The sequence below is a fragment of the Pseudomonas sp. 5.2 genome, from assembly GCF_059025405.1.
In genome coordinates, this window is sequence record NZ_JBYBHH010000019.1 from 43,482 (window position 1) to 65,354 (window position 21,873).

At 64.8% G+C, this 21,873-nt stretch carries 25 protein-coding genes and 1 riboswitch; of the genes, 11 read left to right on the forward strand and 14 right to left on the reverse strand.

From position 1 onward, the window contains the following. The first annotated feature begins 156 nt into the window (after positions 1-156). From AC5PZ0_RS23900 to AC5PZ0_RS23910, 3 genes are read left to right on the forward strand one after another with little or no spacing between them, the layout of a single operon-like run. A complete protein-coding gene (locus AC5PZ0_RS23900; RefSeq protein ID WP_099452776.1) occupies positions 157-696 on the forward strand; it encodes a sigma-70 family RNA polymerase sigma factor in 540 nt (179 codons plus the stop codon). Continuing rightward, positions 689-1,636 (forward strand): FecR domain-containing protein, encoded by a 948-nt coding sequence (locus AC5PZ0_RS23905; RefSeq protein WP_493855861.1) that lies wholly within the window; start codon positions 689-691, stop codon positions 1,634-1,636. The genes AC5PZ0_RS23900 and AC5PZ0_RS23905 overlap by 8 nt, the downstream gene beginning before the upstream one ends. Positions 1,637-1,666: 30 nt before the next feature. Next, positions 1,667-2,557 carry an alpha/beta hydrolase gene (locus tag AC5PZ0_RS23910; RefSeq protein ID WP_493855862.1) on the forward strand — a complete coding sequence of 297 codons (891 nt, stop codon included), beginning with the start codon at positions 1,667-1,669 and terminating at the stop codon, positions 2,555-2,557. Positions 2,558-2,670: 113 nt separating this feature from the next. On the opposite strand, the gene AC5PZ0_RS23915 is transcribed toward AC5PZ0_RS23910, so the two are convergent. Then, the gene (locus tag AC5PZ0_RS23915) at positions 2,671-3,885 is read right to left on the reverse strand and encodes an RtcB family protein (protein WP_493855890.1); all 1,215 of its coding nucleotides are present in this window, start codon (positions 3,883-3,885) and stop codon (positions 2,671-2,673) included. 95 nt (positions 3,886-3,980) lie between these two features. Continuing rightward, a riboswitch (FMN riboswitch) is annotated at positions 3,981-4,122 on the forward strand. An 80-nt stretch (positions 4,123-4,202) separates the two neighbouring features. Here AC5PZ0_RS23915 and ribB point away from each other — a divergent pair. The 5 genes from ribB (at position 4,203) to AC5PZ0_RS23940 (ending at position 10,384) form a co-directional block, all read left to right on the forward strand. Continuing rightward, a complete protein-coding gene (gene ribB / locus AC5PZ0_RS23920) occupies positions 4,203-4,853 on the forward strand; it encodes a 3,4-dihydroxy-2-butanone-4-phosphate synthase (protein ID WP_027594919.1) in 651 nt (216 codons plus the stop codon). Between the two features lie 328 nt (positions 4,854-5,181). After that, positions 5,182-5,424 (forward strand): exodeoxyribonuclease VII small subunit, encoded by a 243-nt coding sequence (locus AC5PZ0_RS23925; protein WP_027594918.1) that lies wholly within the window; start codon positions 5,182-5,184, stop codon positions 5,422-5,424. Next, positions 5,421-6,308 carry a (2E,6E)-farnesyl diphosphate synthase gene (ispA, locus tag AC5PZ0_RS23930; RefSeq protein WP_027594917.1) on the forward strand — a complete coding sequence of 296 codons (888 nt, stop codon included), beginning with the start codon at positions 5,421-5,423 and terminating at the stop codon, positions 6,306-6,308. Before AC5PZ0_RS23925 ends, ispA begins: the two co-directional genes overlap by 4 nt. 183 nt (positions 6,309-6,491) lie before the next feature. Then, the gene (gene dxs, locus AC5PZ0_RS23935) at positions 6,492-8,387 is read left to right on the forward strand and encodes a 1-deoxy-D-xylulose-5-phosphate synthase (RefSeq protein ID WP_493855863.1); all 1,896 of its coding nucleotides are present in this window, start codon (positions 6,492-6,494) and stop codon (positions 8,385-8,387) included. Positions 8,388-8,509: 122 nt separating this feature from the next. Further along, complete coding sequence (locus AC5PZ0_RS23940) at positions 8,510-10,384, forward strand: TonB-dependent receptor domain-containing protein (protein ID WP_493855864.1); 1,875 nt, start codon at positions 8,510-8,512, stop codon at positions 10,382-10,384. On the opposite strand, the gene AC5PZ0_RS23945 is transcribed toward AC5PZ0_RS23940, so the two are convergent. From AC5PZ0_RS23945 to nrdR, 12 genes are all read right to left on the reverse strand, one after another. Continuing rightward, a complete protein-coding gene (locus AC5PZ0_RS23945; RefSeq protein ID WP_493855865.1) occupies positions 10,362-11,174 on the reverse strand; it encodes a cobalamin-binding protein in 813 nt (270 codons plus the stop codon). The two genes, AC5PZ0_RS23940 and AC5PZ0_RS23945, sit on opposite strands and share 23 nt — an antisense overlap. After that, on the reverse strand, positions 11,174-11,593 hold the full coding sequence (locus AC5PZ0_RS23950; protein WP_252826562.1) for an MFS transporter: 420 nt from the start codon (positions 11,591-11,593) through the stop codon (positions 11,174-11,176). The genes AC5PZ0_RS23945 and AC5PZ0_RS23950 overlap by 1 nt, the downstream gene beginning before the upstream one ends. Beyond that, the gene (ribA, locus tag AC5PZ0_RS23955) at positions 11,590-12,207 is read right to left on the reverse strand and encodes a GTP cyclohydrolase II (RefSeq protein WP_027594912.1); all 618 of its coding nucleotides are present in this window, start codon (positions 12,205-12,207) and stop codon (positions 11,590-11,592) included. The genes AC5PZ0_RS23950 and ribA overlap by 4 nt, the downstream gene beginning before the upstream one ends. 217 nt (positions 12,208-12,424) lie before the next feature. Beyond that, on the reverse strand, positions 12,425-13,168 hold the full coding sequence (locus AC5PZ0_RS23960) for a substrate-binding periplasmic protein (protein WP_493855866.1): 744 nt from the start codon (positions 13,166-13,168) through the stop codon (positions 12,425-12,427). Between the two features lie 16 nt (positions 13,169-13,184). Continuing rightward, positions 13,185-13,688 (reverse strand): phosphatidylglycerophosphatase A family protein, encoded by a 504-nt coding sequence (locus tag AC5PZ0_RS23965; protein WP_027594910.1) that lies wholly within the window; start codon positions 13,686-13,688, stop codon positions 13,185-13,187. Then, positions 13,685-14,653 carry a thiamine-phosphate kinase gene (gene thiL / locus AC5PZ0_RS23970; RefSeq protein ID WP_493855867.1) on the reverse strand — a complete coding sequence of 323 codons (969 nt, stop codon included), beginning with the start codon at positions 14,651-14,653 and terminating at the stop codon, positions 13,685-13,687. The genes AC5PZ0_RS23965 and thiL overlap by 4 nt, the downstream gene beginning before the upstream one ends. 18 nt (positions 14,654-14,671) lie before the next feature. Continuing rightward, a complete protein-coding gene (gene nusB / locus AC5PZ0_RS23975) occupies positions 14,672-15,172 on the reverse strand; it encodes a transcription antitermination factor NusB (protein WP_099428217.1) in 501 nt (166 codons plus the stop codon). After that, positions 15,169-15,645, reverse strand: a complete 477-nt coding sequence (ribH, locus tag AC5PZ0_RS23980) for a 6,7-dimethyl-8-ribityllumazine synthase (RefSeq protein ID WP_003255395.1) — start codon at positions 15,643-15,645, stop codon at positions 15,169-15,171. The genes nusB and ribH overlap by 4 nt, the downstream gene beginning before the upstream one ends. A gap of 91 nt (positions 15,646-15,736) precedes the next feature. Next, complete coding sequence (gene ribBA / locus AC5PZ0_RS23985) at positions 15,737-16,828, reverse strand: bifunctional 3,4-dihydroxy-2-butanone-4-phosphate synthase/GTP cyclohydrolase II (protein ID WP_012270288.1); 1,092 nt, start codon at positions 16,826-16,828, stop codon at positions 15,737-15,739. A gap of 18 nt (positions 16,829-16,846) precedes the next feature. After that, a complete protein-coding gene (locus tag AC5PZ0_RS23990; RefSeq protein WP_027594907.1) occupies positions 16,847-17,512 on the reverse strand; it encodes a riboflavin synthase in 666 nt (221 codons plus the stop codon). 42 nt (positions 17,513-17,554) lie between these two features. Continuing rightward, complete coding sequence (gene ribD, locus AC5PZ0_RS23995) at positions 17,555-18,685, reverse strand: bifunctional diaminohydroxyphosphoribosylaminopyrimidine deaminase/5-amino-6-(5-phosphoribosylamino)uracil reductase RibD (RefSeq protein WP_493855868.1); 1,131 nt, start codon at positions 18,683-18,685, stop codon at positions 17,555-17,557. 2 nt (positions 18,686-18,687) lie between these two features. Next, positions 18,688-19,152 carry a transcriptional regulator NrdR gene (gene nrdR / locus AC5PZ0_RS24000; RefSeq protein ID WP_009685710.1) on the reverse strand — a complete coding sequence of 155 codons (465 nt, stop codon included), beginning with the start codon at positions 19,150-19,152 and terminating at the stop codon, positions 18,688-18,690. Between the two features lie 105 nt (positions 19,153-19,257). Here nrdR and AC5PZ0_RS24005 point away from each other — a divergent pair, with 105 nt between their 5' ends. The 3 genes from AC5PZ0_RS24005 to trxA are packed head-to-tail and all read left to right on the forward strand — an operon-like array spanning position 19,258 to position 21,274. After that, the gene (locus AC5PZ0_RS24005; protein WP_027594905.1) at positions 19,258-19,710 is read left to right on the forward strand and encodes a YbaY family lipoprotein; all 453 of its coding nucleotides are present in this window, start codon (positions 19,258-19,260) and stop codon (positions 19,708-19,710) included. Next, a complete protein-coding gene (locus AC5PZ0_RS24010) occupies positions 19,711-20,370 on the forward strand; it encodes a class I SAM-dependent methyltransferase (protein WP_493855869.1) in 660 nt (219 codons plus the stop codon). Between the two features lie 31 nt (positions 20,371-20,401). Beyond that, complete coding sequence (gene trxA, locus AC5PZ0_RS24015; RefSeq protein WP_099452764.1) at positions 20,402-21,274, forward strand: thioredoxin; 873 nt, start codon at positions 20,402-20,404, stop codon at positions 21,272-21,274. A 130-nt stretch (positions 21,275-21,404) separates the two neighbouring features. Here trxA and AC5PZ0_RS24020 read toward each other — a convergent pair whose 3' ends face one another. Next, a complete protein-coding gene (locus AC5PZ0_RS24020) occupies positions 21,405-21,746 on the reverse strand; it encodes a hypothetical protein (RefSeq protein WP_099428213.1) in 342 nt (113 codons plus the stop codon). Positions 21,747-21,873: the final 127 nt, after the last annotated feature.

A 21,873-nucleotide genomic window follows, 5' to 3' on the forward strand; every position in this document is an offset into this window, starting at 1 on the left:
CTGGCTGCGGGCTGTTACCTCCTCTGTCGCACGAGATCGAAAAAAGGATATGTGTGCAGGGCCACCAGCTGAATTTGCCGGTTCGGCCTTGTGATCTGAGTAATTCTAGTGATAATGGTTTTCATTTGCGACAGTCTTGTACCGACTCAACCCACGATGAATGCGCCCTTCTCCCCGCCGAACAGTACCGAGCCGTGCAGCGTCGAGACGTTGTACATCGAGAATCACGCCTGGTTACGTAACTGGCTCGCCTATCGGCTGAGGTCGTGGGGACGCGGGGTGGCCGATGACCTGGCGCATGACATTTTCCTGCGGGTGCTTACCAGCCGGGAGGGCGCGCGAGTCGAACCGATCCGTCAGCCACGCGCCTACCTAACCCGCATCGCCAATTGTGTGCTGGTCAGCTGGCGGCGCCGGCAGTCGCTGGAACGTGCCTGGCTCGAAGCGTTGCAGTTGCTGCCAGAACCCGAGCACCCTTCGCCTGAACTGCAAAGCGTGATCCTCGAGACCCTGCACGAGATCGACACGCTGCTGGATACGCTGCGCCCCCGCGTGAGGCAGGCGTTTCTGATGGCGACGCTGGACGGCATGAAGCAGAAGGACATTGCCGTGGCCCTGAACATCGCGCTGCCGACGGTCAAGAAGTACATCCACGAGGCCTACCTGGCCTGCCTGACGCAGATGCCCGATGAATAACCGCACGGCCCCGCTTGACGATGCCATCCCCCAACAGGTGCTTGCCCAAGCGGCCTCATGGCTGATGCTGATGCAGGAAGGGCCGCTGCTGCCAGCGCAACAGCGCGAATTGGAGCGCTGGCGGCGTGCCAGTGCTGAGCATGAACGGGCGTGGCAAAGGGCACAGCGCCTGCTCACACGCCTGGGCAGCCTGCCTCCAACGCTGGCCAAGCAGACCTTGGATCGCCCGACAAGCAGGCGCGCTGTGCTGCGCGGGCTGCTTCTGCTGATCGGTGCCGCACCGCTCAGCTGGTGGGCATGGCGCTCAGGCATTGGCAACGATTACCAGACGTCTGTGGGCGAACGCCAACACGCACGGCTCGCCGACGGCACACAGATCACCCTCAATAGCGACAGCGCCGTGGACGTGCTTTTCAACAGCGCGCAACGCTTGCTGCACCTGCGCCGTGGCGAGGTGTACATCGCGACCGCTGCCGACCCACGCCCGCTCATGGCACAGACCCAGCAAGGCCAACTGCTCGCGTTGGGTACGCGATTCAGCGTGCGCCAGCTGGCCGATGAAACCTTGCTAGCGGTGTACGAAGGCGCCGTACAGGTTCGCCCGGAGCACGCCCGCGTGGCCACTGGCGAAAACATCATCCGTGCTGGGCAACAAGTTCGTTTCAGCCGCGAGCGCATGGGGCTCATCGAGCAGGCCCGGGAGACCACCCTGGCGTGGCGCAACGGCTTGCTGGTGGCCGACGACATGCCAGTACGGCTGTGGGCGCATGAATTGATGCGCTACACCGACCAACAGCTTGAGTGCGACCCCGCGCTGGGTGAGCTGCGGGTGTCTGGCACATTCCCCATCGATGACTTGCCGCTGGCCTTGGCCATGCTGGCACAGACCTACACGCTGCAGGTTCGACACACCGGCAGGCACGTATTCATTAGCCGTTGATCAACACCAACGACCGAGCGAGATTCCCCGATGAGCAAAATGCCCTTGTACCTGGCCATGGCACTGGCCCTCGCTGCACCAGCAGCCCTGGCGCAACCGGTGCGCGATCAGAAAATGGACACGTCGCTGCTGCAGCGCCAGAACCTGGCCTATCGCTTCAGCCAGCATGACCTGGATTCGGCCGATGGCCAGCGCCATTACCGTCTATGGATCGGCCAGCCGAATCGCCCGGCGCCCGCGGCGGGCTACCCGGTGTTGTGGATGCTCGACGGCAATGCCGCGCTGGGTGCCCTGGACAGCGAACAACTGGGCAAGCTTGCCGCAGGCCAAGCCCCGTTGCTGGTCGCCGTGGGCTACCAGACCGACCAACGCATCGAACGTGCCGGGCGAACGTATGACTACACCCCCGCACTGCCTGGGCAAGCGGAACAGCGCGACCCGCTGACGGGCCAGCCCAGCGGTGGCGTGGAGGCGTTCTTCGACCTGCTGAGCCAGCGCATGCGGCCGATGGTCGCCGCTGTAGCGCCGATCGACCTGCAACGGCAAACACTGTGGGGGCATTCCTATGGTGGGCTGGCGGTGCTGCATGCACTGTTCACCCGGCCGGCCGAGTTCACTGACTACGCGGCGGCCAGCCCGTCACTGTGGTGGCATGACGGGGCGATTGTTCGGGAAGCCCAGGGGCTGCAGCAGCGCTTGGGTGGCAGCCGCCCGAGGCTGGTGCTGATGCGCGGTGGCGATGAGTCGTCGAACCCGCGTGCGGCGGTGAAGGGCGACGCGGAGCGGCCGGCGCGTGAGCTGGTAGCGGACCTGGCCAAGGTGCCTGGGTTGCAGGTGCGCTTCGAGCGGTTCGACGGGTTGGGGCATGGGCCGATGTTGCCGGCCTCGCTGAAAAGCGTAATTGAAGGGATGTCTCGGTAAACCTGCGCGGGCCTCTTCGCGGGGCAAGCCCGCTCCCACAGGTTACCCCTCCGGCCCTGAGGGCAGTGCAGATTCTGTGGGAGCGGGCTTGCCCCGCGAAGAGGCCGGCCCGGTCACCCCTTCACACACACCACCTGGCGCAGCGTGTGCACCACCTCCACCAGGTCGCGCTGCGCACGCATCACCGCATCGATGTCCTTGTAGGCCATCGGTATCTCATCGATCACCGCCTTGTCCTTCCGGCACTCCACATGCGCAGTGGCCCGTCGCTGGTCTTCCACAGTGAAGCGGCTCTTGGCCCGGGTTCGGCTCATCACCCGCCCGGCCCCATGGCTGCAAGAGCAGAACGCCTCTTCATTGCCCAACCCGCGCACGATGAAACTCTTTGCCCCCATCGAACCGGGGATGATGCCCAACTGCCCTTTCTGCGCCGACACCGCGCCCTTGCGCGTCACCAGCACTTCGCGCCCGAAATGCTGCTCGCGCTGCACATAGTTGTGGTGACAGTTCACCGCCTCCAGGCTGGCCTCGAACGGCCGGCCAAGCACCTTGCGGGTCGCGGCAACCACTGCCAGCATCATCAGTTCGCGGTTCTGCCGGGCAAAGTCCTGCGCCCACTCAACCGCTTCGACGTAGTCGGCAAAGTGGCGGCTGCCTTCCTCGAAGTACGCCAGGTCCTTGTCCGGCAGGTTGGCCAGGTGCTGGCGCATGTCGGCATGGGCCAATTCGATGAACAGGTTGCCGATGGCATTGCCAACGCCACGCGAGCCGCTGTGCAACATGAACCACACGCGGTCGGCCTCATCCAGGCAAACCTCGATGAAGTGATTGCCGCCGCCCAGGGTGCCCAGGTGATGCCGGTTATTGGTTTTCTCCAGCCGCGGGTACTTGTCGGTGATGGCCTTGAAGCGCGTTGCCAGCGTGCCCCAGCGTTTGTCAGCCTTGGCTGGCACGTTGTCCCAGGCGCCTTGGTCGTGGCGGCCGAAGGTCTTGCCATGGGGCACGGCCTGCTCGATCGCCGTGCGCAAACCGTGCAGGTTGTCGGGCAGGTCGCGGGCGTGCAGCGAAGTCCGCGCGGCGATCATGCCGCAGCCGATGTCCACGCCAACGGCGGCGGGGATGATCGCGCCAACGGTGGGGATCACGCTGCCGATGGTCGAGCCCTTGCCCAGGTGCACATCCGGCATCACGGCCAGGTGCTTGAAGATGAACGGCAATTTGGCTGTGTTCAGCAACTGCTGGCGCGCTTCGTCTTCGATCGGCACGCCGTCGGTCCACAACTTGATTGGCTTGCCGCCGGCGACCTGGAGAATGTCCATGCTGTCGATTCCGAATAGAACATGCCTGCCATGATACCGCCGATGCTCGCCTAAGGTCTTAGCCGGGCGGGTTGCCAGCAGGGTGGCTCTGTGGGGTATGCTTGCCGGGTCTTCAGGGCGGGGTGTAAGTCCCCACCGGCGGTAAATCGAAAGATGAGCCCGCGAGCGCCCCGGCCATGCCGGGGGTCAGCAGATCTGGTGAGACTCCAGAGCCGACGGTCATAGTCCGGATGAAAGAAGGCGTCAGGCAGGGGCCATTCGGGCGCCCCTGCGCGCGCGTTTTGTTCGCCCCGAGACGTTCATCGATCATTTACGAGGAGCGTTTCATGTCCCCTATGCTGCAAAAGCAATACCCCAACATTTCTGCCGCCATCGCCGCTTTTCAGGCCGGGCGCCCCGTACTGCTGCTGGACGACGATGACCGCGAGGACGAAGCGGACATCATTGCCGCCGCCGAAAACATCTCGTTGCAAACTATGGCCATGATGATTCGTGACTGCAGCGGCATCGTTTGCCTGTGCCTGGACGAAGCGACCGTGGACGCCCTGCAACTGGCGCCGATGGTGCAGAACAATCAGGCGCGCCATGGCACCGGGTTCACCGTCACCATCGAGGCGGCGGACGGCATCACCACCGGCGTTTCGGCACAAGACCGTGTCACCACCATCGCTGCGGCGCTCAGCTCGACCGCCGAGCAACGGCATATCGTCAGCCCTGGGCATGTGTTCCCGCTGCGCGCGCGCAATGGTGGTGTGCTGACCCGCCGTGGCCATACCGAAGGTTCGGTCGACCTGGCGCGCCTGGCCGGGCTGCGGCCGGCAGCGGTGCTGTGCGAGTTGATGAACCCCGACGGCAGCATGGCCCGTGGGGAGCAGGTGGCGGTGTATGCGCGGCAGTACAATATGCCGGTGCTGACCATTGAAGAGCTGGCGCGGTACCGCGAGGCGATGGTGGAGCGCGAAGCGGCTACGGCTTGATGGCTTCCAAGCGCTTGGCTTAAGGAAGATGGCGGCGCGCACATCGGGCGCCGCCAGCGCGGCGCTTCGCAGCACAAGGCTGCTCCTACATTTTTTTGGGCCAATTATTCCTGCGACAAACGCGCGTGATCGCCTTTATCACAGGCATGACTGGCCCAAACCAGATGTAGGAGCAGCCTTGTGCTGCGAAGCGCCGCGCGGGCGGCGCTCGATCTCGAATGCGCAACAACTATCACGCCCGACCGCATAGCCCTACCCACACAAGTTTGCTCCCCCTGCCCCGCTCTGCTAGTGTCGCGCCGTTCAGAACGCCACCGAGACAGTCGCCATGGCCCGCAAAAAAGCCTCCCTCGATTTCGAGCAATCCCTCGCAGACCTGCAAGCCCTGGTCGAGCGCCTGGAGAACGGCGAGTTGTCGCTGGAAGATTCGCTGGCCGCCTTCGAGCAAGGCATCGCCCTGACCCGCGATTGCCAGGGCGCACTGGCCCAGGCTGAGCAGAAAGTGCAAATCCTTCTGGAACGCGACGGTGAGCTGGCAGCCCAGCCCTTCGACGCGGAGCCGGAAGCATGATCAGCACCTACCAGGCCAACTGCCAGGCCCGCGTCGACGCCGCCCTCGAACCGCTGTTTCAAGCACCTACCAAAGAACTCGAGCGCCTCTACGCCGCCATGCGCTACAGCGTGATGAACGGCGGCAAGCGTGTACGCCCGCTGCTCGCCTACGCGGCCTGCGAAGCCCTGGGTGCACCTGCCGAACAGGCCAACGGTGCAGCGTGCGCGGTCGAACTGATCCACGCGTATTCGCTGGTGCATGACGACCTGCCGGCGATGGATGACGACGACCTGCGTCGCGGCCAACCGACCACCCACAAAGCCTTCGACGAAGCCTGCGCCATCCTCGCCGGTGACGGCCTGCAGAGCCTGGCCTTCAGCGCCCTGCTCGACCCGCGCCTGAGCCCACAGTCCGACGCCCTTCGCCTGGCCATGGTCCAGGCCCTGGCCAAGGCTGCCGGCCCGGCGGGCATGGTGGGGGGCCAGGCCATCGACCTGGGCTCGGTGGGGATCAAGCTGGACCAACAGGCGCTGGAATTCATGCACCGGCACAAGACCGGCGCGCTGATCGAAGCCAGCGTGCGCCTGGGCGCCCTGGCCAGCGCCCGCGCCGAGCCGGCGCAACTGGATGCCTTGCAGACCTACGCTCAGGCCATTGGCCTGGCGTTTCAGGTGCAGGACGACATCCTCGACGTAGAAAGCGACACCGCCACCCTGGGCAAACGCCAGGGTGCCGACATCGCCCGAGACAAACCGACCTACCCGGCCCTGCTTGGCCTGGAGGCCGCCAAGGCCTATGCAATCGAACTGCGCGACCAGGCGCTGGCCGCATTGCAAGGGTTTGGTGAAACTGCCGAGCCGCTGCGGGCGCTGGCGCGCTACATCGTCGAACGCCGCAACTGATTCAACGGGGCCGCCATGCGGCCCATCGCCGGCAAGCCGGCTCCCACAGCAAAACGGTGAACGTGTGGGAGCTGGCTTGCCGGCGATGGGCTGCAAAGCAGCCCCGTGCTACCCCCTCTCAATGGGCACTTTTCCCACAATGGGGTAAACTGCCGCGTCTTCACACCTATAACGACTCGCCTGATGCCCACGACGTTTCAAGAGATCCCCCGCGAACGCCCGGTCACGCCGTTGCTCGACCGCGCTGACACGCCTGCCGGCCTGCGCCGGCTGGCCGAAGCCGACCTGGAGACCCTGGCCGACGAGTTGCGCCAGGAACTGCTCTACACCGTGGGACAGACCGGTGGGCATTTTGGCGCCGGCCTGGGCGTGATCGAGCTGACGATCGCCCTGCACTACGTCTTCGACACCCCGGACGACCGGCTGGTGTGGGACGTCGGCCACCAGGCCTACCCGCACAAGATCCTCACCGGCCGCCGCCAGCGCATGCTCAGCCTGCGCCAGAAGGACGGCATCGCCGCCTTCCCGCGCCGTAGCGAGAGCGAGTACGACACCTTTGGCGTCGGCCACTCCAGCACCTCGATCAGTGCAGCGCTGGGCATGGCCATCGCCGCCCGCCTGCAGAACAGCGCACGCAAGTCGATCGCGGTGATCGGCGACGGTGCCCTGACCGCCGGCATGGCCTTCGAGGCGTTGAACCACGCCCAGGAAGTCAACGCCGACATGCTGGTGATCCTCAACGACAACGACATGTCGATTTCGCGCAATGTCGGCGGCCTGTCCAACTACTTGGCCAAGATTCTCTCCAGCCGCACCTACGCGAGCATGCGCGAGGGCAGCAAGAAGGTGCTTTCGCGCCTGCCAGGCGCGTGGGAAATCGCCCGTCGCACCGAGGAATATGCCAAAGGCATGCTGGTCCCCGGCACCCTGTTCGAAGAACTGGGCTGGAACTACATCGGCCCGATCGACGGCCACGACCTGCCGACCATGATCGCCACCCTGCGTAACATGCGTGACCTCAAAGGCCCGCAGTTCCTGCACGTGGTGACCAAGAAGGGCAAAGGCTTCGCCCCGGCCGAGGTCGACCCGATCGGCTACCACGCCATCACCAAGCTCGAGCCCGCCGACAAGCCCGCCGCGCCGAAAAAGCCCAGCGGGCCCAAGTACTCCGCCGTGTTCGGCCAGTGGCTGTGCGACATGGCCGCCAGCGACAATCGCCTGGTTGGCATTACCCCGGCGATGAAGGAAGGCTCCGACCTGGTCGACTTCAGCGAACGCTACCCGGAGCGCTACTTCGACGTGGCGATTGCCGAGCAGCACGCGGTCACCCTGGCCGCCGGCATGGCCTGCGAAGGCAGCAAGCCGGTGGTGGCGATCTATTCGACGTTCCTGCAGCGCGCCTATGACCAGCTGATCCACGACGTGGCGGTACAGAACCTCGATGTGCTGTTCGCCATCGACCGCGCCGGCCTGGTGGGTGAAGACGGCCCGACCCATGCCGGCAGCTACGACTTGTCGTACCTGCGCTGCATCCCCGGCATGCTGGTGATGACCCCGAGCGACGAGAACGAACTGCGCAAGATGCTCACCACCGGCCACCTGTACAACGGCCCGGCGGCAGTGCGCTACCCGCGCGGCACCGGCCCCAACGCACCGATCAGCGGTGACCTTACGCCCCTGGAAATCGGCAAGGGCGTCATCCGCCGCCAGGGTGAGAAAGTCGCCCTGCTGGTATTTGGCGTGCAACTGAGCGAAGCCTTGCAAGTTGCCGAGCAGATCAATGCAACCGTGGTCGACATGCGCTTCGTCAAGCCACTGGACGAGGCACTGGTACTCGAATTGGCGGGCAGCCATGAACTGCTGGTGACTATCGAAGAAAACGCCATCATGGGCGGTGCAGGGGCTGCCGTGGGTGAGTTCCTGGCTAGCCAGGCCCTGGTCAAGCCACTGCTGCACTTGGGCTTGCCGGACATTTATGTCGAGCATGCCAAGCCTGCGCAGATGCTGGCTGAGTGCGGGCTGGATGCTGCTGGCATCGAGGCTTCGGTTAAAGCGCGTATGGCCAAGCTCGGCTTGTAACCCCTGGGGCCGCTTTGCGGCCCATTCGCGGGGCAAGCCCGCTCCCACAGGTCATCACTGCTCTAGATACAGTGGCAAACCTGTGGGAGCGGGCTTGTCCCGCGAATACTATGGTAATGCCCATGAAAATCCCGAGCTTCACCGCCACCCTCCTGTGCCTGCCGCTGCCGCTTCTAGCCGCTGAACGCGACGACGCCCTGAAACTCCCCGATGTGCTGATCAGCGCCAACCGCCAAGTCGAGTCGCGCACCGCCACCAGCGCCGCCAACACTGTCTTCACCCGCACCGACATCGACCGCCTGCAACCCACCAGCGTCACCGACCTGCTAGCCCGCGTCCCCGGCGTGCAAGTCGCTCCCACGGGGGGTCGCGGCAGCCTGCCCGGTATCTTCATCCGCGGCACCAAGGCAGCGCAAAGCCTGGTACTGGTCGATGGCGTGCGCATCGCCAACGCCACCTCCGGCGACAGCGGCCTGCAATTTCTCGACGTCGACCAGATCGAGCGTGTCGAAGTACTGCGCGGCTCCCGCTCGGCGATCTACGGCAGCGATGCTATTGGCGGCGTGATTCAGATCTTCACCCGGCGCAGCAGCGGCCCTGGCCTGCAACCGCGCCTGCGCCTGGCCGCCGGCAGCAACCAGACCTTCCAACGCAGCCTGGGCCTGGCCGGTGGCGACGGCGCTACCCGCTTCAACCTGGGCGCCAGCCTGGACGAAACTGCTGGCATCGACGCCACCGGCCCGTCCTTTGCCAGCGATGGTGATCACGATGCGTACCGCAACAGGTCATTCAACCTGAGCCTCAGCCACACCTTCGGCGAACGCTTCGAGGCCGGCCTCAACCTGCTCGACAGCCATGGGCGCAGTGAATACGACAACCCGTTCGGTGGCTTCAACCCGGTCACCTTCGAAAGCTTCGGGCAAAAGCCCTATACCGATTTCAGCGTCAGCAGCCTGGGCACCTACTTCGATGCCCAGCTCAACGACAGCTGGCATTCGCGCCTGGAACTTGCCCACAGCGAAAACCGTGACGACAAGCGCGACAAGCTTAGCGATGAGCGCTTCGTGTTCAACACCTATCGTGATCAACTCACCTGGCAAAACGACCTGGCCTTGAATGACCAGCACACGCTGCTGATCGGCGGGGATTGGTACGAAGACCGCGTGCACGGCAGCACTGACTTCACCGAAGACAGCCGCTGGAACCGGGCGGCCTTCGTTCAACATCGGTACCGGGGTGAGCGGTTTTCCACCGAGCTGGGCGTGCGCCGCGACCAGAACCAGCAGTTCGGGGGCCAGACCACCTGGAGCGGTAGCCTTACCGTACCCGTGAACGCGTCCAACGATGTGCTGCTGTCCTACAGCGAAGGCTTCCGAGCGCCGACGTTCAACGACCTGTATTACCCAGAATTCAGCAACCCAGACCTGAGCCCTGAGCACTCCAAAAGCTACGAACTGCAATGGCGCAGCCAGCTCACCTCGGACAGCCGCCTGGAGACGTCGCTGTACCGCACCGACCTGCGCGACGCGATCATCTTTGGCCAGGACTCGATCCCGCGCAACGTCGCCTCGGCGCGCATCAACGGCGTTGAGTTGTCCCTCGACCAGCAATGGGGCGCATGGCGCAGCCAGCTCGGCCTGGCGCTGATCGACCCGCGCGACCGCGACAGTGGCCATACCCTCGCCCGCCGCGCTCGCCGTACCGTGAGCCTGGACCTGGACCGCGAATTTGGACGGTTCAGCGTGGGCGGGAGCTGGCAAGCCGTCAGCGCCAGCTACGATGATGAAGCCAACCGCAACCGGCTCGCCGGCTTTGGCCTGCTCGGCCTGCGCGGTAGCTGGGCGGCAACGGATGAACTGAAACTGGAAGCGAAGCTGGACAACTTGCTGGACCACACCCACAGCCGCGCCCTGTACAGCTATGAAGGCGCCAGCCATAGCTACCGCGAAGAAGGCCGTACCGTGCTGTTCAGCGTTACCTGGACGCCGGCGCTTTAGCTTCGAGCAACGCGCACAAGCGGGCGGTGGCCTCGATCATCTGCCCACTGGGCCGTTCCAGCCCTTTGTCGGGCACGACCAGCAAGCGCTCATCGGCCACTGCACGCAGGCGTGGCCAGGCCCTCCAGCTGTCCAACTGCGCCTGATCACCCGCCAGAATCACCTGCGGGTCTTGCAGCAGTACAGACTCCACGCTCACCTGAGGCGCTGGCTGGTTGAGGTCGGCGAACACATTACGCGCGCCACATACGGCCAGCGCGTCGCTGACCACCTGCCTGCCACCCAGGGTGTACAAGGGCTGATCCCAGACTTGGTAGAACACGCGCAGCGGCTGCTCACGCCGATACTGCTGGCGCAGTTGCCGCAGCCTGTCACGCAGGGCCTGGGCGTATTGCTGGCCCTGCCCTTCGCGGCCGACGCGCAGGGCGATGGCCTCGATCTGATCGATCAACTGGTCGATGTCGTGGGGTTCGGCGCTGAAGGTGGCGATGCCCAGGCGCTTGAGCTGATCACGCTGTGCTGGTGCCACACTGCTGGGCCAGAGCAGCAACAAGTCAGGCTGCAAGCTGAGCAGACGCTCCATGTTCAGTTGGCCTTGGCGGCCGACCGAAGGCACCTCACGCAATGCTGGCGGGCGATCACCGCCGTCGAGCACGCCGACCAATAGGTCATCGGCGTGCAGCTCAAGCATGATTTCGGTCATCGAAGGCGCCAGGCTGACCACCCGTAGCGGCTCGCCGGCGCTGGCGCTACAGGCGCACAGCGCCAGCAGCCAGAGAAGGCTGCGCATCAGCCCAGCTGACGTGGGATGCGGTACAGGTAGAGCACCACCACGGTGGACAGCGCCAAAAGGATTTGCGGCACGGCCTCCAGCCCCACCAGCACCGACAGCGCGGCAACCCAGGCGGGGAAGCAGGCATACAGCATGGCGATGCGCCGCACCCGCGCCAGGGTGATCCAGGCTGCCGGCTCTTCGGTGCTGCCGAGCACCTTGGAGGTCGCGATCAGCGCACGCTTGTAGGCACCGAAGCGCGGCAGGCTAAGGAACATGGTCGCCGCACCCGCGATGAACAGTGGCATGGCCAGCACCGGAATCAACGCATCACCGCCACCAAACGCCCAGGCCATCACCGGCAGCGGCACCAGGCCCACCGCCAGGTATTGCCACCAGGCCAGTGCCAGGCGCCGCTTGACCTCGGCGCGGGTCACGCCTGGGGCACCTCGCCCTGGTGTTCGTTGCCCAGCATGTGGCCGAGCTTGCCGGCTTTGGTCGCCAGGTAGTAGCGGTTGTGCGGGTTATGGCCGGTGTGCAGCGGCACGCGTTCGGCGACGACGATGTTCATGTCGGTCAGTGCCTTGACCTTGCGCGGGTTGTTGGTCATCAGGCGCAGGGATTTCACACCCAAGTGTTCGAGCATCGGCAGGCAGATGGCGTAGTCACGCTGGTCGGCAGCGAAGCCCAGGCGCTCGTTGGCTTCGACCGTGTCGGCACCACCGTCCTGCAGCTCATAGGCGCGGATCTTGTTCAACAAGCCGATGCCACGGCCTTCCTGACGCAGGTACAACAGCACACCACGGCCTTCACGTGCGATGGCCTGCAGTGCGGCTTCCAGTTGCGAACCGCAGTCGCAGCGCTGGCTGAACAGGGCATCGCCGGTCAGGCACTCGGAGTGCAGGCGCCCCAACACCGGTTCACCGTCAGCGATATCACCCAGGCTGAGCACCACGTGCTCACGGCCGGTGGCTTCTTCGAGGAAGCCATGCATGGTGAAAGTCGCGAACGGGGTCGGGAGTTTAGAGGCGGCAACAAAGACGACGGGCACGTTGTGCTCCTGAAATAAGTAGTAAATTTCTCGTGGGGCGATTGTATCAGCAGGTCGGCGCCAGTGCGCTGGCTGAATACCGCGGTTTAAGATCGAAAAGTTCGATGCTTATTTTTCCGCACCCCCTGTAGGAGCAGCCTTGTGCTGCGAAGAGGCCCGCTGGAGCACCACCGATCGTTGCGCTTGTCACCGGCCTCTTCGCAGCACAAGGCTGCTCCTACAGCGGCTTGCTGTCGGCAGTGAAGGGATACGGCTGCTTCCAGTGTTCGAAAATCGGCTTCAACTCACCACTGCGCACCAGCTCGGCCATGCGCTTGTCGAACAGCTCCAGCAGTGCCTTGGCCTCATCGTTATTGGCGAACGCCAGGTACAACGGCAGTTCGGCAACGTGGCTTTTACGAAAGCGTGCAGGCTCCGACGCCTGGCCAAGCACGTAGTCGACCTCGGTCAGCGCATCGATGTAGAAGTCCACACGGTCGTGCTCGAGCATCGGCAAAATGCCCTCACGGCGTTGAATCTCGCGGTAGTCATGGGCATTGGGCAAGTAGCTGGCGTAGTCGTAGCCACGCACCCAAGCCAGGCGATACTGGCCAACCGTACTCGGCGTAGGCACCGGCTTGCTGGCAAGCCCCAAGGCATAGATGTGGTCCATGTCGAAGTGCCAGCGCGGGTAGAGATTATCCTCGCTCTCGCCCTTGTAGGAGCCTACCCAGGCATCAGCTTCGCCCCGCTTTACTAGCCCCACTGCACGGCTGTAGGGCGCGCCCTGCGTAACGACCTTGACCCCGGCCGGCTCGAACACCTTGCGCAGCACATCCCAGGCAACCCCGGTACCGTTGGCGTTGGTGTAGTCGAGCCATTCTTCGCTGACCAGATGGACCTGCTTTGGCACACCTTCGGCCGCCCCCACCCAGGGAGCACAACCCAGCAGCATTGCCAACAGCACAGTCCTTATGGCCATTCACGCGCTCCCTGCCTCAGGCAACCGCCCACACCAGAACTTGCATGCCCAGCCAAGCGAACACGCCGGCCAGGATATCGTCGAGCATGATCCCGACCCCTCCATGCACATGACGGTCGATCCAGCGAATCGGCCACGGCTTGAGGATGTCGAAGAAACGGAACATCAGGAACCCTGCCAGCAACCATTGCCAGCCTTCTGGCACCAGCCAGAGGGTGATCCACATGCCGACCATCTCGTCCCAAACAATGCCTTCATGATCGTGAACGCGCAAGTCATTGGCGACCTTGCCGCACAGCCAGAAGCCAAACAGCATGGTAATGCCCAGCAGCAACCAATAGCCCCAATCCGGCAACATCTGCCACAGCGGAATGAAGGGTATGGCCACCAGCGAACCCCAGGTGCCCGGTGCCTTGGGCAAGGTGCCGGAACCGAAGCCGAAGGCGATGAAGTGCCAGGGGTTGCGCCAGACCGAGGGCGGAACGAACTCCGCAGGCACCTGATTGGGGTGATCGGTCACGGTGTCTCCCTAAAATGTTGATAGCCGCGTTGCCGCGGGGTGATGTCCTGGCCCTGCCCGTCACGCAGGCTGACGCCCTGGCCTTCGAGCACCCGCCCGATGACATGGAACGTCGCCAGGCCTTGGGCCTGCAGGGATGAAAGCTGAGCCGGCGGCAAGGTGAACGCCAGCACATAGTCGTCACCCCCGGTCAAGGCAGCCTGCACGGCAGCCTCATGACCGAGGAAGCCCTGCAAAGCGGATGACACCGGCACCTGGTCCAGGTTCACCTCGAGCGCCACGCGGGACGCCTTGGCGATATGCCCGCAGTCGGCCAGCAGGCCGTCGGAAATATCCAGTGCGGCCGTAGCACGCCCGCGCAACAGCTGGCCCAAGGTGAATTGCGGCGAGGGCGACCAGTAGTGGTCGAGCAACGGCTGGGCAAGGGCAGCATCGGCCTGGCGCTCGCCCAGGACCAGCGGCAAGGCGCCCGCAGCGTTGCCCAGTTCACCGCCCACACACAGCAGGTCACCCGGGCGGGCACCGCCACGGCGCAACGCCTGCCCGGCCGGCACGCGGCCGAACACGGTCAGGGTGATGCTCAAGGGGCCACGGGTGGTATCACCGCCAATCAGGCTCAACTGGCACTGCCGGGCCATACGGTTGAGGCCGTCAGCGTAGGCTTGCAGCCAGTCGGCGCTGACCTCGGGCAGGGTCAGGGCAAGGGTGAAGCCGAGGGGGGTAGCGCCCATCGCCGCCAGGTCACTGGCCGCCACGGCCAGCGAGCGCTGGCCGAGCAGCATAGGGTCGCAGACCGCAGGGAAATGCACGCCGGCCACCAGGGTGTCGGTGGACACCGCCAGTTGCTCGCCTACAGGCACATCCAGCAGCGCGCAGTCATCGCCGATGCCCAGGGCCACGCCTTCACCGCCTTGCGCACAGGGCGCGGCGGCAAAGTAATGGCTGATCAGCTCGAACTCACCCATGGTCCGCCAGCGCCGGGATCAGCGCTTGTTCGCCTTGACTTCCGCTTCGCGCAGCGAAGGGGCGAGCTTGTCCAGCACGCCGTTGACGAACTTGTGGCCGTCGGTGGCACCGAAGACCTTGGCCAGCTCGACACCTTCGTTGATCACGACACGGTACGGCACATCGGCGCGCATCATCAGTTCCCAGGTGGACAACCGCAGCACAGCCAGTTCAACCGGGTCGAGCTCTTCCAGCGCGAGCGCCAGGCAAGGCTTCAGGGCCGCGTCGATCTCGTCCTTCTTGGTCGGAACCCCATGCAGGATTTCGCGGAAGTAGGCGCCATCGACATCGGTGAAATCGTTATCGACCCGGAACTGCGCTTCGATCTCGTTCACCGACTGACGCGCCATGTGCCACTGGTACAGCGCCTGAGTCGCGAGCTTGCGGGCTTCGCGGCGCTTGGCGCTCTTCGAGGGCTTGCCGGCATCCGCAGGTTTTGGATCGCGCGGGTTGAAACGATCGCTTTCGTCGCTAATCACTTGGCCTCCAACTGCGCCAGCAGACTGACCATTTCCAGAGCGGACAGGGCAGCTTCAGCACCTTTGTTGCCGGCTTTGGTGCCGGAACGCTCGATGGCCTGCTCGATGGAGTCGACGGTCAGAACGCCGAAGGCCACCGGAACACCGAACTCCATGGACACCTGGGCCAGGCCCTTGGTGCATTCGCCCGCCACGTATTCGAAGTGCGGGGTACCACCGCGGATCACGGCGCCCAGGGCGATGATCGCGTCGTACGCGCCTTGCTGGGCGACCTTCTGTGCCACCAGCGGGATTTCGAACGCGCCCGGGGCACGGATGATGGTGATGTCGCTTTCGCTGACACCGTGGCGTACCAGGGCATCAACGGCACCGCTTACCAGGCTTTCGACGACGAAGCTGTTGAAGCGGCCAACCACCAAAGCATAGCGACCTTTGGGGGCGATGAAGGTACCTTCGATGGTCTTCAGGGTCATTCCGATGTTCTCATCTTCAAGAGCGAGGCCGCTCGCTGGCGGCCTCGGGAGGGTTTGGACTCGAGCGTGAGGGCGCGCGCGCCGTCTCAAGTCACTCGGAGGGCACGTATTCTACAACTTCCAGATCGAATCCGGATATCGCATTGAACTTCATCGGCGAACTCATCAGGCGCATCTTGCGCACACCCAGGTCGCGCAGGATCTGCGAACCGGCGCCGACGGTGCTGTAGGTGGTCGGTGCCTTGGTCGGTGCATCGCCCGCGCTTTCGCGGATGTGCGCCAGCAGCACGTCGCCGTCCAGCGGGTGGCCCAGCAGCAGCACCACGCCGCTGCCGGCCTCGGCCACGGCAGCCATGGCCGCGCGCAGGCTCCAGCGGCCCGGCTGCTTGACCAGCAGCAGGTCGCGCAGCGGGTCCATGTTGTGCACGCGTACCAGGGTCGGCTCTTCAGCGCAGATTTTGCCCAGGGTCAGGGCCATGTGCACATCGCCTTCCACCGCGTCGCGGTAGGTGACCAGGTTGAACTCGCCCAATTCGCTTTCGACCGGCTGCTCGGAAACGCGCTGCACGGTACGTTCGTGGATCATGCGGTAGTGGATCAGGTCGGCGATGGTGCCGATCTTCAGGCCATGCTCGGCGGCGAACACTTCCAGCTCGGCACGGCGCGACATGGTGCCGTCATCGTTCATCACTTCGCAGATCACGCCGCTCGGCTCGAAGCCTGCCATGCGCGCCAGGTCGCAGGCGGCTTCGGTGTGGCCGGCCCGGGCCAGGGTGCCGCCGGGCTGGGCCATCAGCGGGAAGATGTGCCCCGGGCTGACGATGTCTTCGGCCTTGGCGTCCTTGGCCGCGGCCGCTTGCACGGTACGCGCGCGGTCGGCAGCGGAAATACCGGTGGTGACGCCTTCGGCGGCTTCGATCGACACGGTGAACTTGGTGCCGAAGCCGGACCCGTTGCGCGGCGCCATCAGCGGCAGCTTCAGCGTTTCGCAGCGCTCACGGGTCATCGGCATGCAGATCAGGCCGCGGGCGTGCTTGGCCATGAAGTTGATGTGCTCAGGCAGGCAGCACTCGGCTGCCATGATGATGTCGCCTTCGTTTTCGCGGTCTTCGTCATCCATGAGGATGACCATTTTGCCCTGGCGGATGTCTTCGACCAGTTCTTCGATGCTGTTGAGCGCCACTCGGCACCCCCTTCTCAATCAGGATTTCAAGAAGCCGTTGGCGGCCAGGAAGCTTTCGGTAATGCCACTGCCCTTGCTCGGTTCGGCCGCCTTGTCACCCAGCAGCAGACGCTCCAGGTAACGGGCCAGCAGGTCGACCTCAAGGTTGACCCGACGACCTGCGCGGTAGTCGGCCATGATGGTTTCGGACAGGGTGTGCGGGACAATGGTCAGCTCGAATTCGGCACCATTGACCTCATTGACCGTCAGGCTGGTGCCGTCGACGGTGATCGAACCCTTGTGGGCGATGTACTTGGCCAGCTCCTTGGGTGCACGCACGCGGAACTGGATGGCGCGGGCGTTATCGCTGCGCGAGATGATTTCGCCGACGCCGTCGACGTGGCCGCTGACCAGGTGACCGCCCAGGCGGGTGGTGGGGGTCAGGGCTTTTTCCAGGTTGACCTTGCTGCCGCTCTTGAGGTCGATGAAGGCGGTGCGCTTGAGGGTCTCGACGCTGACGTCGGCCCAGAACCCATTGCCCGGCAGTTCGACGGCGGTCAGGCACACGCCGTTGACGGCGATGCTGTCGCCAAGCTTGACGTCACCCAGGTCGAGCTTGCCGGTCTCGACGTAGACGCGCACGTCGCCGCCCTTGGGGGTCATGCTGCGAATGGTGCCGATGGATTCGATGATGCCGGTGAACATGGGGTCTTCCTCAAGAACAGGTTGCGCAGGGCAAGCCAGGCATTATACGCCGGGCGCCGGCAGGGGGATGGCCGTGACCCGCCAGTCATCGCCCACTGCGCGCATTTCGGTAATTTTCAGTCGCGGTGCTTCGCTCATCTTCGCCAGGGGCCAGTCCAGCAGCGGGCGGGCCTGGGAACCCAAGAAGGTGCCGGCGACGAACAACTGGTATTCGTCGATCAGGCCTTGCCGGGCGAACGCGCCAGCCAGGCCTGCGCCGGCTTCCAGCAGAATCTCGTTGACGCCACGCGCGGCCAGCACACCCATCAACGCAGGCAGATCGACCTGGCCATCGGTGCCTGGCAGGCTCAACAGCTCATGGCCTGCCTCGGCGTAACGCGGCGCTTCAGCGGCGGCCGTCACCACCAGGGCCGGGCCGGCCTGGAAAAACGGCGCATCAAGCGGCAGGCGCAGGCGGCCATCGATCAGCACGCGCAACGGCGTGCGGCTCAAGGCCAGGGCGCGGGTTTCGTCGTCCAGGCCCAGCTCTGCGCCACGCACCGTCATACGCGCATTGTCGGCCAGCACGCTGGCGGCACTGGTGAGCACCACACTGGCGCGCGCGCGCAGCCGCTGAACCGCAGCGCGGGCGGCAGGGCCGGTAATCCACTGGCTTTCGCCGCTGGCCATGGCCGTGCGGCCGTCCAGGCTCATGGCCAGCTTGGCCCTGACAAACGGCAGGCCATGCTCCATGCGCTTGAGAAAACCTGGGTTGAGCGCGCGGGCCTCAGTTTCAAGCACACCGCTGCTGACCTCGATACCGGCCTCTGCCAGGCGCCGCAGCCCCTGCCCCGCCACTTGCGGGTTGGGGTCTTGCATCGCGGCCACCACGCGGGCCACGCCAGCCTTGACCAGCGCTTCGGCGCACGGCGGCGTGCGGCCATGGTGGCTGCACGGTTCGAGGGTGACATAGGCGCAAGCGCCGCGGGCGCGCTCACCGGCCTGGCGCAGGGCATGCACCTCGGCATGGGGCTCACCGGCGCGCACGTGCCAGCCTTCGCCGACCACTTCGCCATCGCGCACGATCACGCACCCCACACGCGGGTTGGGGTGGGTGCTGTAAATACCCTTGCGGGCCAGCTCCAGGGCGCGGGCCATGTAGTGGGCATCGAGGATCGCGGTCTGGCTGGGCATGCTCACTCTTTAGCTGGCTCACGGGCCAGGCGGTCGATTTCTTCGCGGAATTCGTCGAGGTCCTGGAAGCGTCGGTAGACCGAGGCGAAGCGGATATAGGCCACCTCGTCGAGCTTGCGCAGCTCGGCCATCACCATTTCACCCACCACCAGTGACTTGACCTCGCGCTCGCCGGTGGCACGCAGGCGGCTCTTGATGTGCGCCAGCGCCGCTTCCAGGCGCTCGACGCTGACCGGGCGTTTTTCCAGCGCCCGCTGCATGCCTGCACGCAACTTGTCTTCGTCGAAAGGCTGGCGCGTGCCGTCCTGCTTGATCAGCCGGGGCAGCACCAGTTCGGCGGTTTCGAAGGTAGTGAAACGCTCGCCGCAGGCAACGCACTCGCGGCGGCGGCGCACTTGCTCGCCCTCGGCGACAAGACGAGAGTCGATGACCTTGGTGTCGTTGGCACCGCAAAAGGGACAGTGCATGGTGGCAGGCAACAAAAAAAGGGAGGGCCATGGTAGCGCATCCCACTGGCAAGACAAGCCAAAGGGGTTAACATCCAGGGAAATCTGCCCGTGAAGGAAGCCCCAATGCACTATCGAGCGCTCGTCGTGCTGTGCTGCGCCGCCCTGCTTGCCGCTTGCGGTAGCGACCAGCCCAAGCCCGATCAAGGCCAGGCGCCTGCGCCAGCCAAAGTGGCCAAGAAGGCCCAACCGCTTGGCCCGCTGCCCGCCTACCAGCGCGAGCTGAGCGGCACTTTGCTGGAAATCCCGGCCGGCGCCGACGTGGAGCTGGCCCTGCTGGTGATCGACGAACGCGACCGCCCGCAACGCCTGCTGGCCAGCAGCAACCTGACCGGCACCGGGCAGGCGCTGCCTTATCAGTTGCGCTTCAACCCCGAAGCCTTCCCGGCCGGTGCCCGCGTCGAACTGCGCGGCCGCGCCAGCAGCTCCGGGCAGTTGATCATGCACCTGCCCCCTGTGCGCATCGCCCAGCCGCAAACCCAGGCCACCGGCCCTCTGCGTTTCGAGAAGGCACCGTAAGTGGCGCCACTGGCACTGCAACAGGCCCTCAGTGGCCTGATCGGCGAAGCGCGCCTGGTGGTCAGCGACCTGCCTGACTGCAAGCTGAAACTGTGGCTGATCGACGACCAGAACATGGACCGCGCCTTCAGCAGCGAAGAAACCCGGCGCATTCTCGAAGAACCTCCGTACTGGAGCTTCTGCTGGGCCAGCGGCCTGGCCATGGCCCGCTACCTGGCCGCACACCCGGCATGGGTGGCGGGCAAGCGTGTGCTCGATTTTGGCGCGGGCAGCGGCATCGCCGGCATTGCCGCAGCCCGCGCAGGCGCCCTTGAAGTGGTGGCGTGCGACCTCGACCCACTGGCCCTCGACGCCTGCCGCGCCAACGCCGCGTTGAACGGCGTGGAGCTCGGCTACAGCAACGATTTTTTCGCCGAGGACGACCGCTTCGACCTGATCCTGGTCGCCGATGTGCTGTATGACCGCGCCAACCTGCCACTGCTCGATGCCTTCCTCGGCCGCGGTCGCCAGGCGCTGGTCGCCGACTCGCGGGTTCGCGACTTCAGCCACCCGCTGTACCAACAATTGGGCGTGCTCGACGCACTGACCCTGCCGGACCTGGCCGAGCCCCACGAATTCCGCCGGGTCAGCCTGTACCACGCCAGCCGCGAGCCTTTATAGTGGTGCCATTCACGAGTTTGCGAGAGTCGCGATGAGCCAAGACACGCCGTACATTTTCGACGCCACCGATGCCACCTTCCAGCAATTGGTCATCGAAAACTCCTTCCACAAACCGGTCCTGGTGGACTTCTGGGCTGAGTGGTGCGCGCCCTGCAAGGCGCTGATGCCACTGCTGGCGAAAATCGCCGAGGGTTACCAGGGCGAGCTGCTGCTGGCCAAGATCAACTGCGACGTGGAGCAGCAGGTGGTCGCCCAGTTCGGCATTCGCAGCCTGCCGACCGTTGTGCTGTTCAAAGACGGCCAGCCGGTCGACGGTTTTGCCGGGGCGCAGCCGGAGTCGGCGATCCGCGCGCTGCTCGAACCGCACGTGCAGATGCCGGCCGAGCCTGCCGCATCGCCGCTGGAGCAGGCCAAGGCGCTGTTCGCCGAAAGCCGCTTCGCCGAGACCGAAGCACTGCTCCAGGCGCTGCTGGGTGAAGACAACAGCAATGCCGAGGCGCTGATCCTGTACGCCCGTTGCCTGGCTGAGCGGGGTGAGCTGGGCGAGGCCCAGGTGGTGCTGGACGCGGTCAAGACCGACGAACACAAGGCAGCCCTGGCCGGTGCCAAGGCACAGCTGACCTTCCTGCGCCAGGCTGCCAGCCTGCCGGAAGTCGCCGACCTGAAGAGCCGCCTGGCGCAGAACCCAGAGGACGATGAAGCGGCCTACCAGTTGAGCATTCAGCAACTGGCCCGCCAGCAATACGAGGCGGCGCTGGAAGGCTTGTTGAAGCTGTTCAAGCGCAACCGCGGCTACGAGAACGGGTTGCCGCAGAAGGCGATGTTGCAGGTGTTCGAACTGCTGGGCGGTGATCATCCGCTGGTGAGCGTCTATCGCCGCAAGCTGTCTTCAGCCCTGTTCTGAGGCAGGCACGCCCTTGTAGGAGCAGCCTTGAGCTGCGAAGAGGCCGGTGAAAGCACAGTCAATCTGCGCTGCTTTCACCGGCCTCTTCGCAGCACAAGGCTGCTCCTACCCTCGAACGCGTGTGACCTTGTCAGCCGACCCAGTGATACACCGGCGCATCCGCGCCACTTTCCACCTTCACCTCGCTGCTGTGCCGCAACCGCACCAGCAGTCGCTTGCCAGCCGCCGTACTCCCCGCCAGCCCTTCCAGGCGGTCCAGCAACGCTGGCCCATTCATCTGCCCAGCCTGGCGCAGCACGTCGCGCGCTGCGGCCCACTGCCCATCATCTTGCCGCGGCGCTGCTGGCGAGGCGGCCGCCGCTTCGGCGGTAACCGGCACCTCGAGGTGCCGCCCCAACTGCGCCCACTCGGCCGGCTCCAGCTCGACAGTCAGGTCCACGGGCCAGTCACCAATCTGTCCACGAATTCTCATGATGCTTTCCTTGAACGCAGGTCAATGCAGCCATGCTACAGCAACATGAAACCTGCGCCACACAGGCTGGCGGCAGGCAGAAAAATTGTTATAACATTACCAAATCATTCCCAGCCTGCTCCTGGAG

Excerpts from the sequence above, each read along its gene's own strand:
- ribH (WP_003255395.1), bottom strand. The coding sequence starts at position 15,645 with ATGACCCTGAAGACCATCGAAGGTACCTTCATCGCCCCCAAAGGTCGC.
- AC5PZ0_RS23990 (WP_027594907.1), bottom strand. The coding sequence starts at position 17,512 with ATGTTCACCGGCATCATCGAATCCATCGGCACCATTCGCAGCATGACC.
- AC5PZ0_RS23940 (WP_493855864.1), top strand. The coding sequence starts at position 8,510 with ATGAAAATCCCGAGCTTCACCGCCACCCTCCTGTGCCTGCCGCTGCCG.
- ispA (WP_027594917.1), top strand. The coding sequence starts at position 5,421 with ATGATCAGCACCTACCAGGCCAACTGCCAGGCCCGCGTCGACGCCGCC.
- AC5PZ0_RS23960 (WP_493855866.1), bottom strand. The coding sequence starts at position 13,168 with ATGGCCATAAGGACTGTGCTGTTGGCAATGCTGCTGGGTTGTGCTCCC.
- AC5PZ0_RS24005 (WP_027594905.1), top strand. The coding sequence starts at position 19,258 with ATGCACTATCGAGCGCTCGTCGTGCTGTGCTGCGCCGCCCTGCTTGCC.
- AC5PZ0_RS24020 (WP_099428213.1), bottom strand. The coding sequence starts at position 21,746 with ATGAGAATTCGTGGACAGATTGGTGACTGGCCCGTGGACCTGACTGTC.
- nrdR (WP_009685710.1), bottom strand. The coding sequence starts at position 19,152 with ATGCACTGTCCCTTTTGCGGTGCCAACGACACCAAGGTCATCGACTCT.
- AC5PZ0_RS23925 (WP_027594918.1), top strand. The coding sequence starts at position 5,182 with ATGGCCCGCAAAAAAGCCTCCCTCGATTTCGAGCAATCCCTCGCAGAC.
- AC5PZ0_RS23910 (WP_493855862.1), top strand. The coding sequence starts at position 1,667 with ATGAGCAAAATGCCCTTGTACCTGGCCATGGCACTGGCCCTCGCTGCA.
- AC5PZ0_RS23945 (WP_493855865.1), bottom strand. The coding sequence starts at position 11,174 with ATGCGCAGCCTTCTCTGGCTGCTGGCGCTGTGCGCCTGTAGCGCCAGC.
- ribD (WP_493855868.1), bottom strand. The coding sequence starts at position 18,685 with ATGCCCAGCCAGACCGCGATCCTCGATGCCCACTACATGGCCCGCGCC.
- trxA (WP_099452764.1), top strand. The coding sequence starts at position 20,402 with ATGAGCCAAGACACGCCGTACATTTTCGACGCCACCGATGCCACCTTC.
- dxs (WP_493855863.1), top strand. The coding sequence starts at position 6,492 with ATGCCCACGACGTTTCAAGAGATCCCCCGCGAACGCCCGGTCACGCCG.
- AC5PZ0_RS23905 (WP_493855861.1), top strand. The coding sequence starts at position 689 with ATGAATAACCGCACGGCCCCGCTTGACGATGCCATCCCCCAACAGGTG.
- thiL (WP_493855867.1), bottom strand. The coding sequence starts at position 14,653 with ATGGGTGAGTTCGAGCTGATCAGCCATTACTTTGCCGCCGCGCCCTGT.
- ribB (WP_027594919.1), top strand. The coding sequence starts at position 4,203 with ATGTCCCCTATGCTGCAAAAGCAATACCCCAACATTTCTGCCGCCATC.
- AC5PZ0_RS23900 (WP_099452776.1), top strand. The coding sequence starts at position 157 with ATGAATGCGCCCTTCTCCCCGCCGAACAGTACCGAGCCGTGCAGCGTC.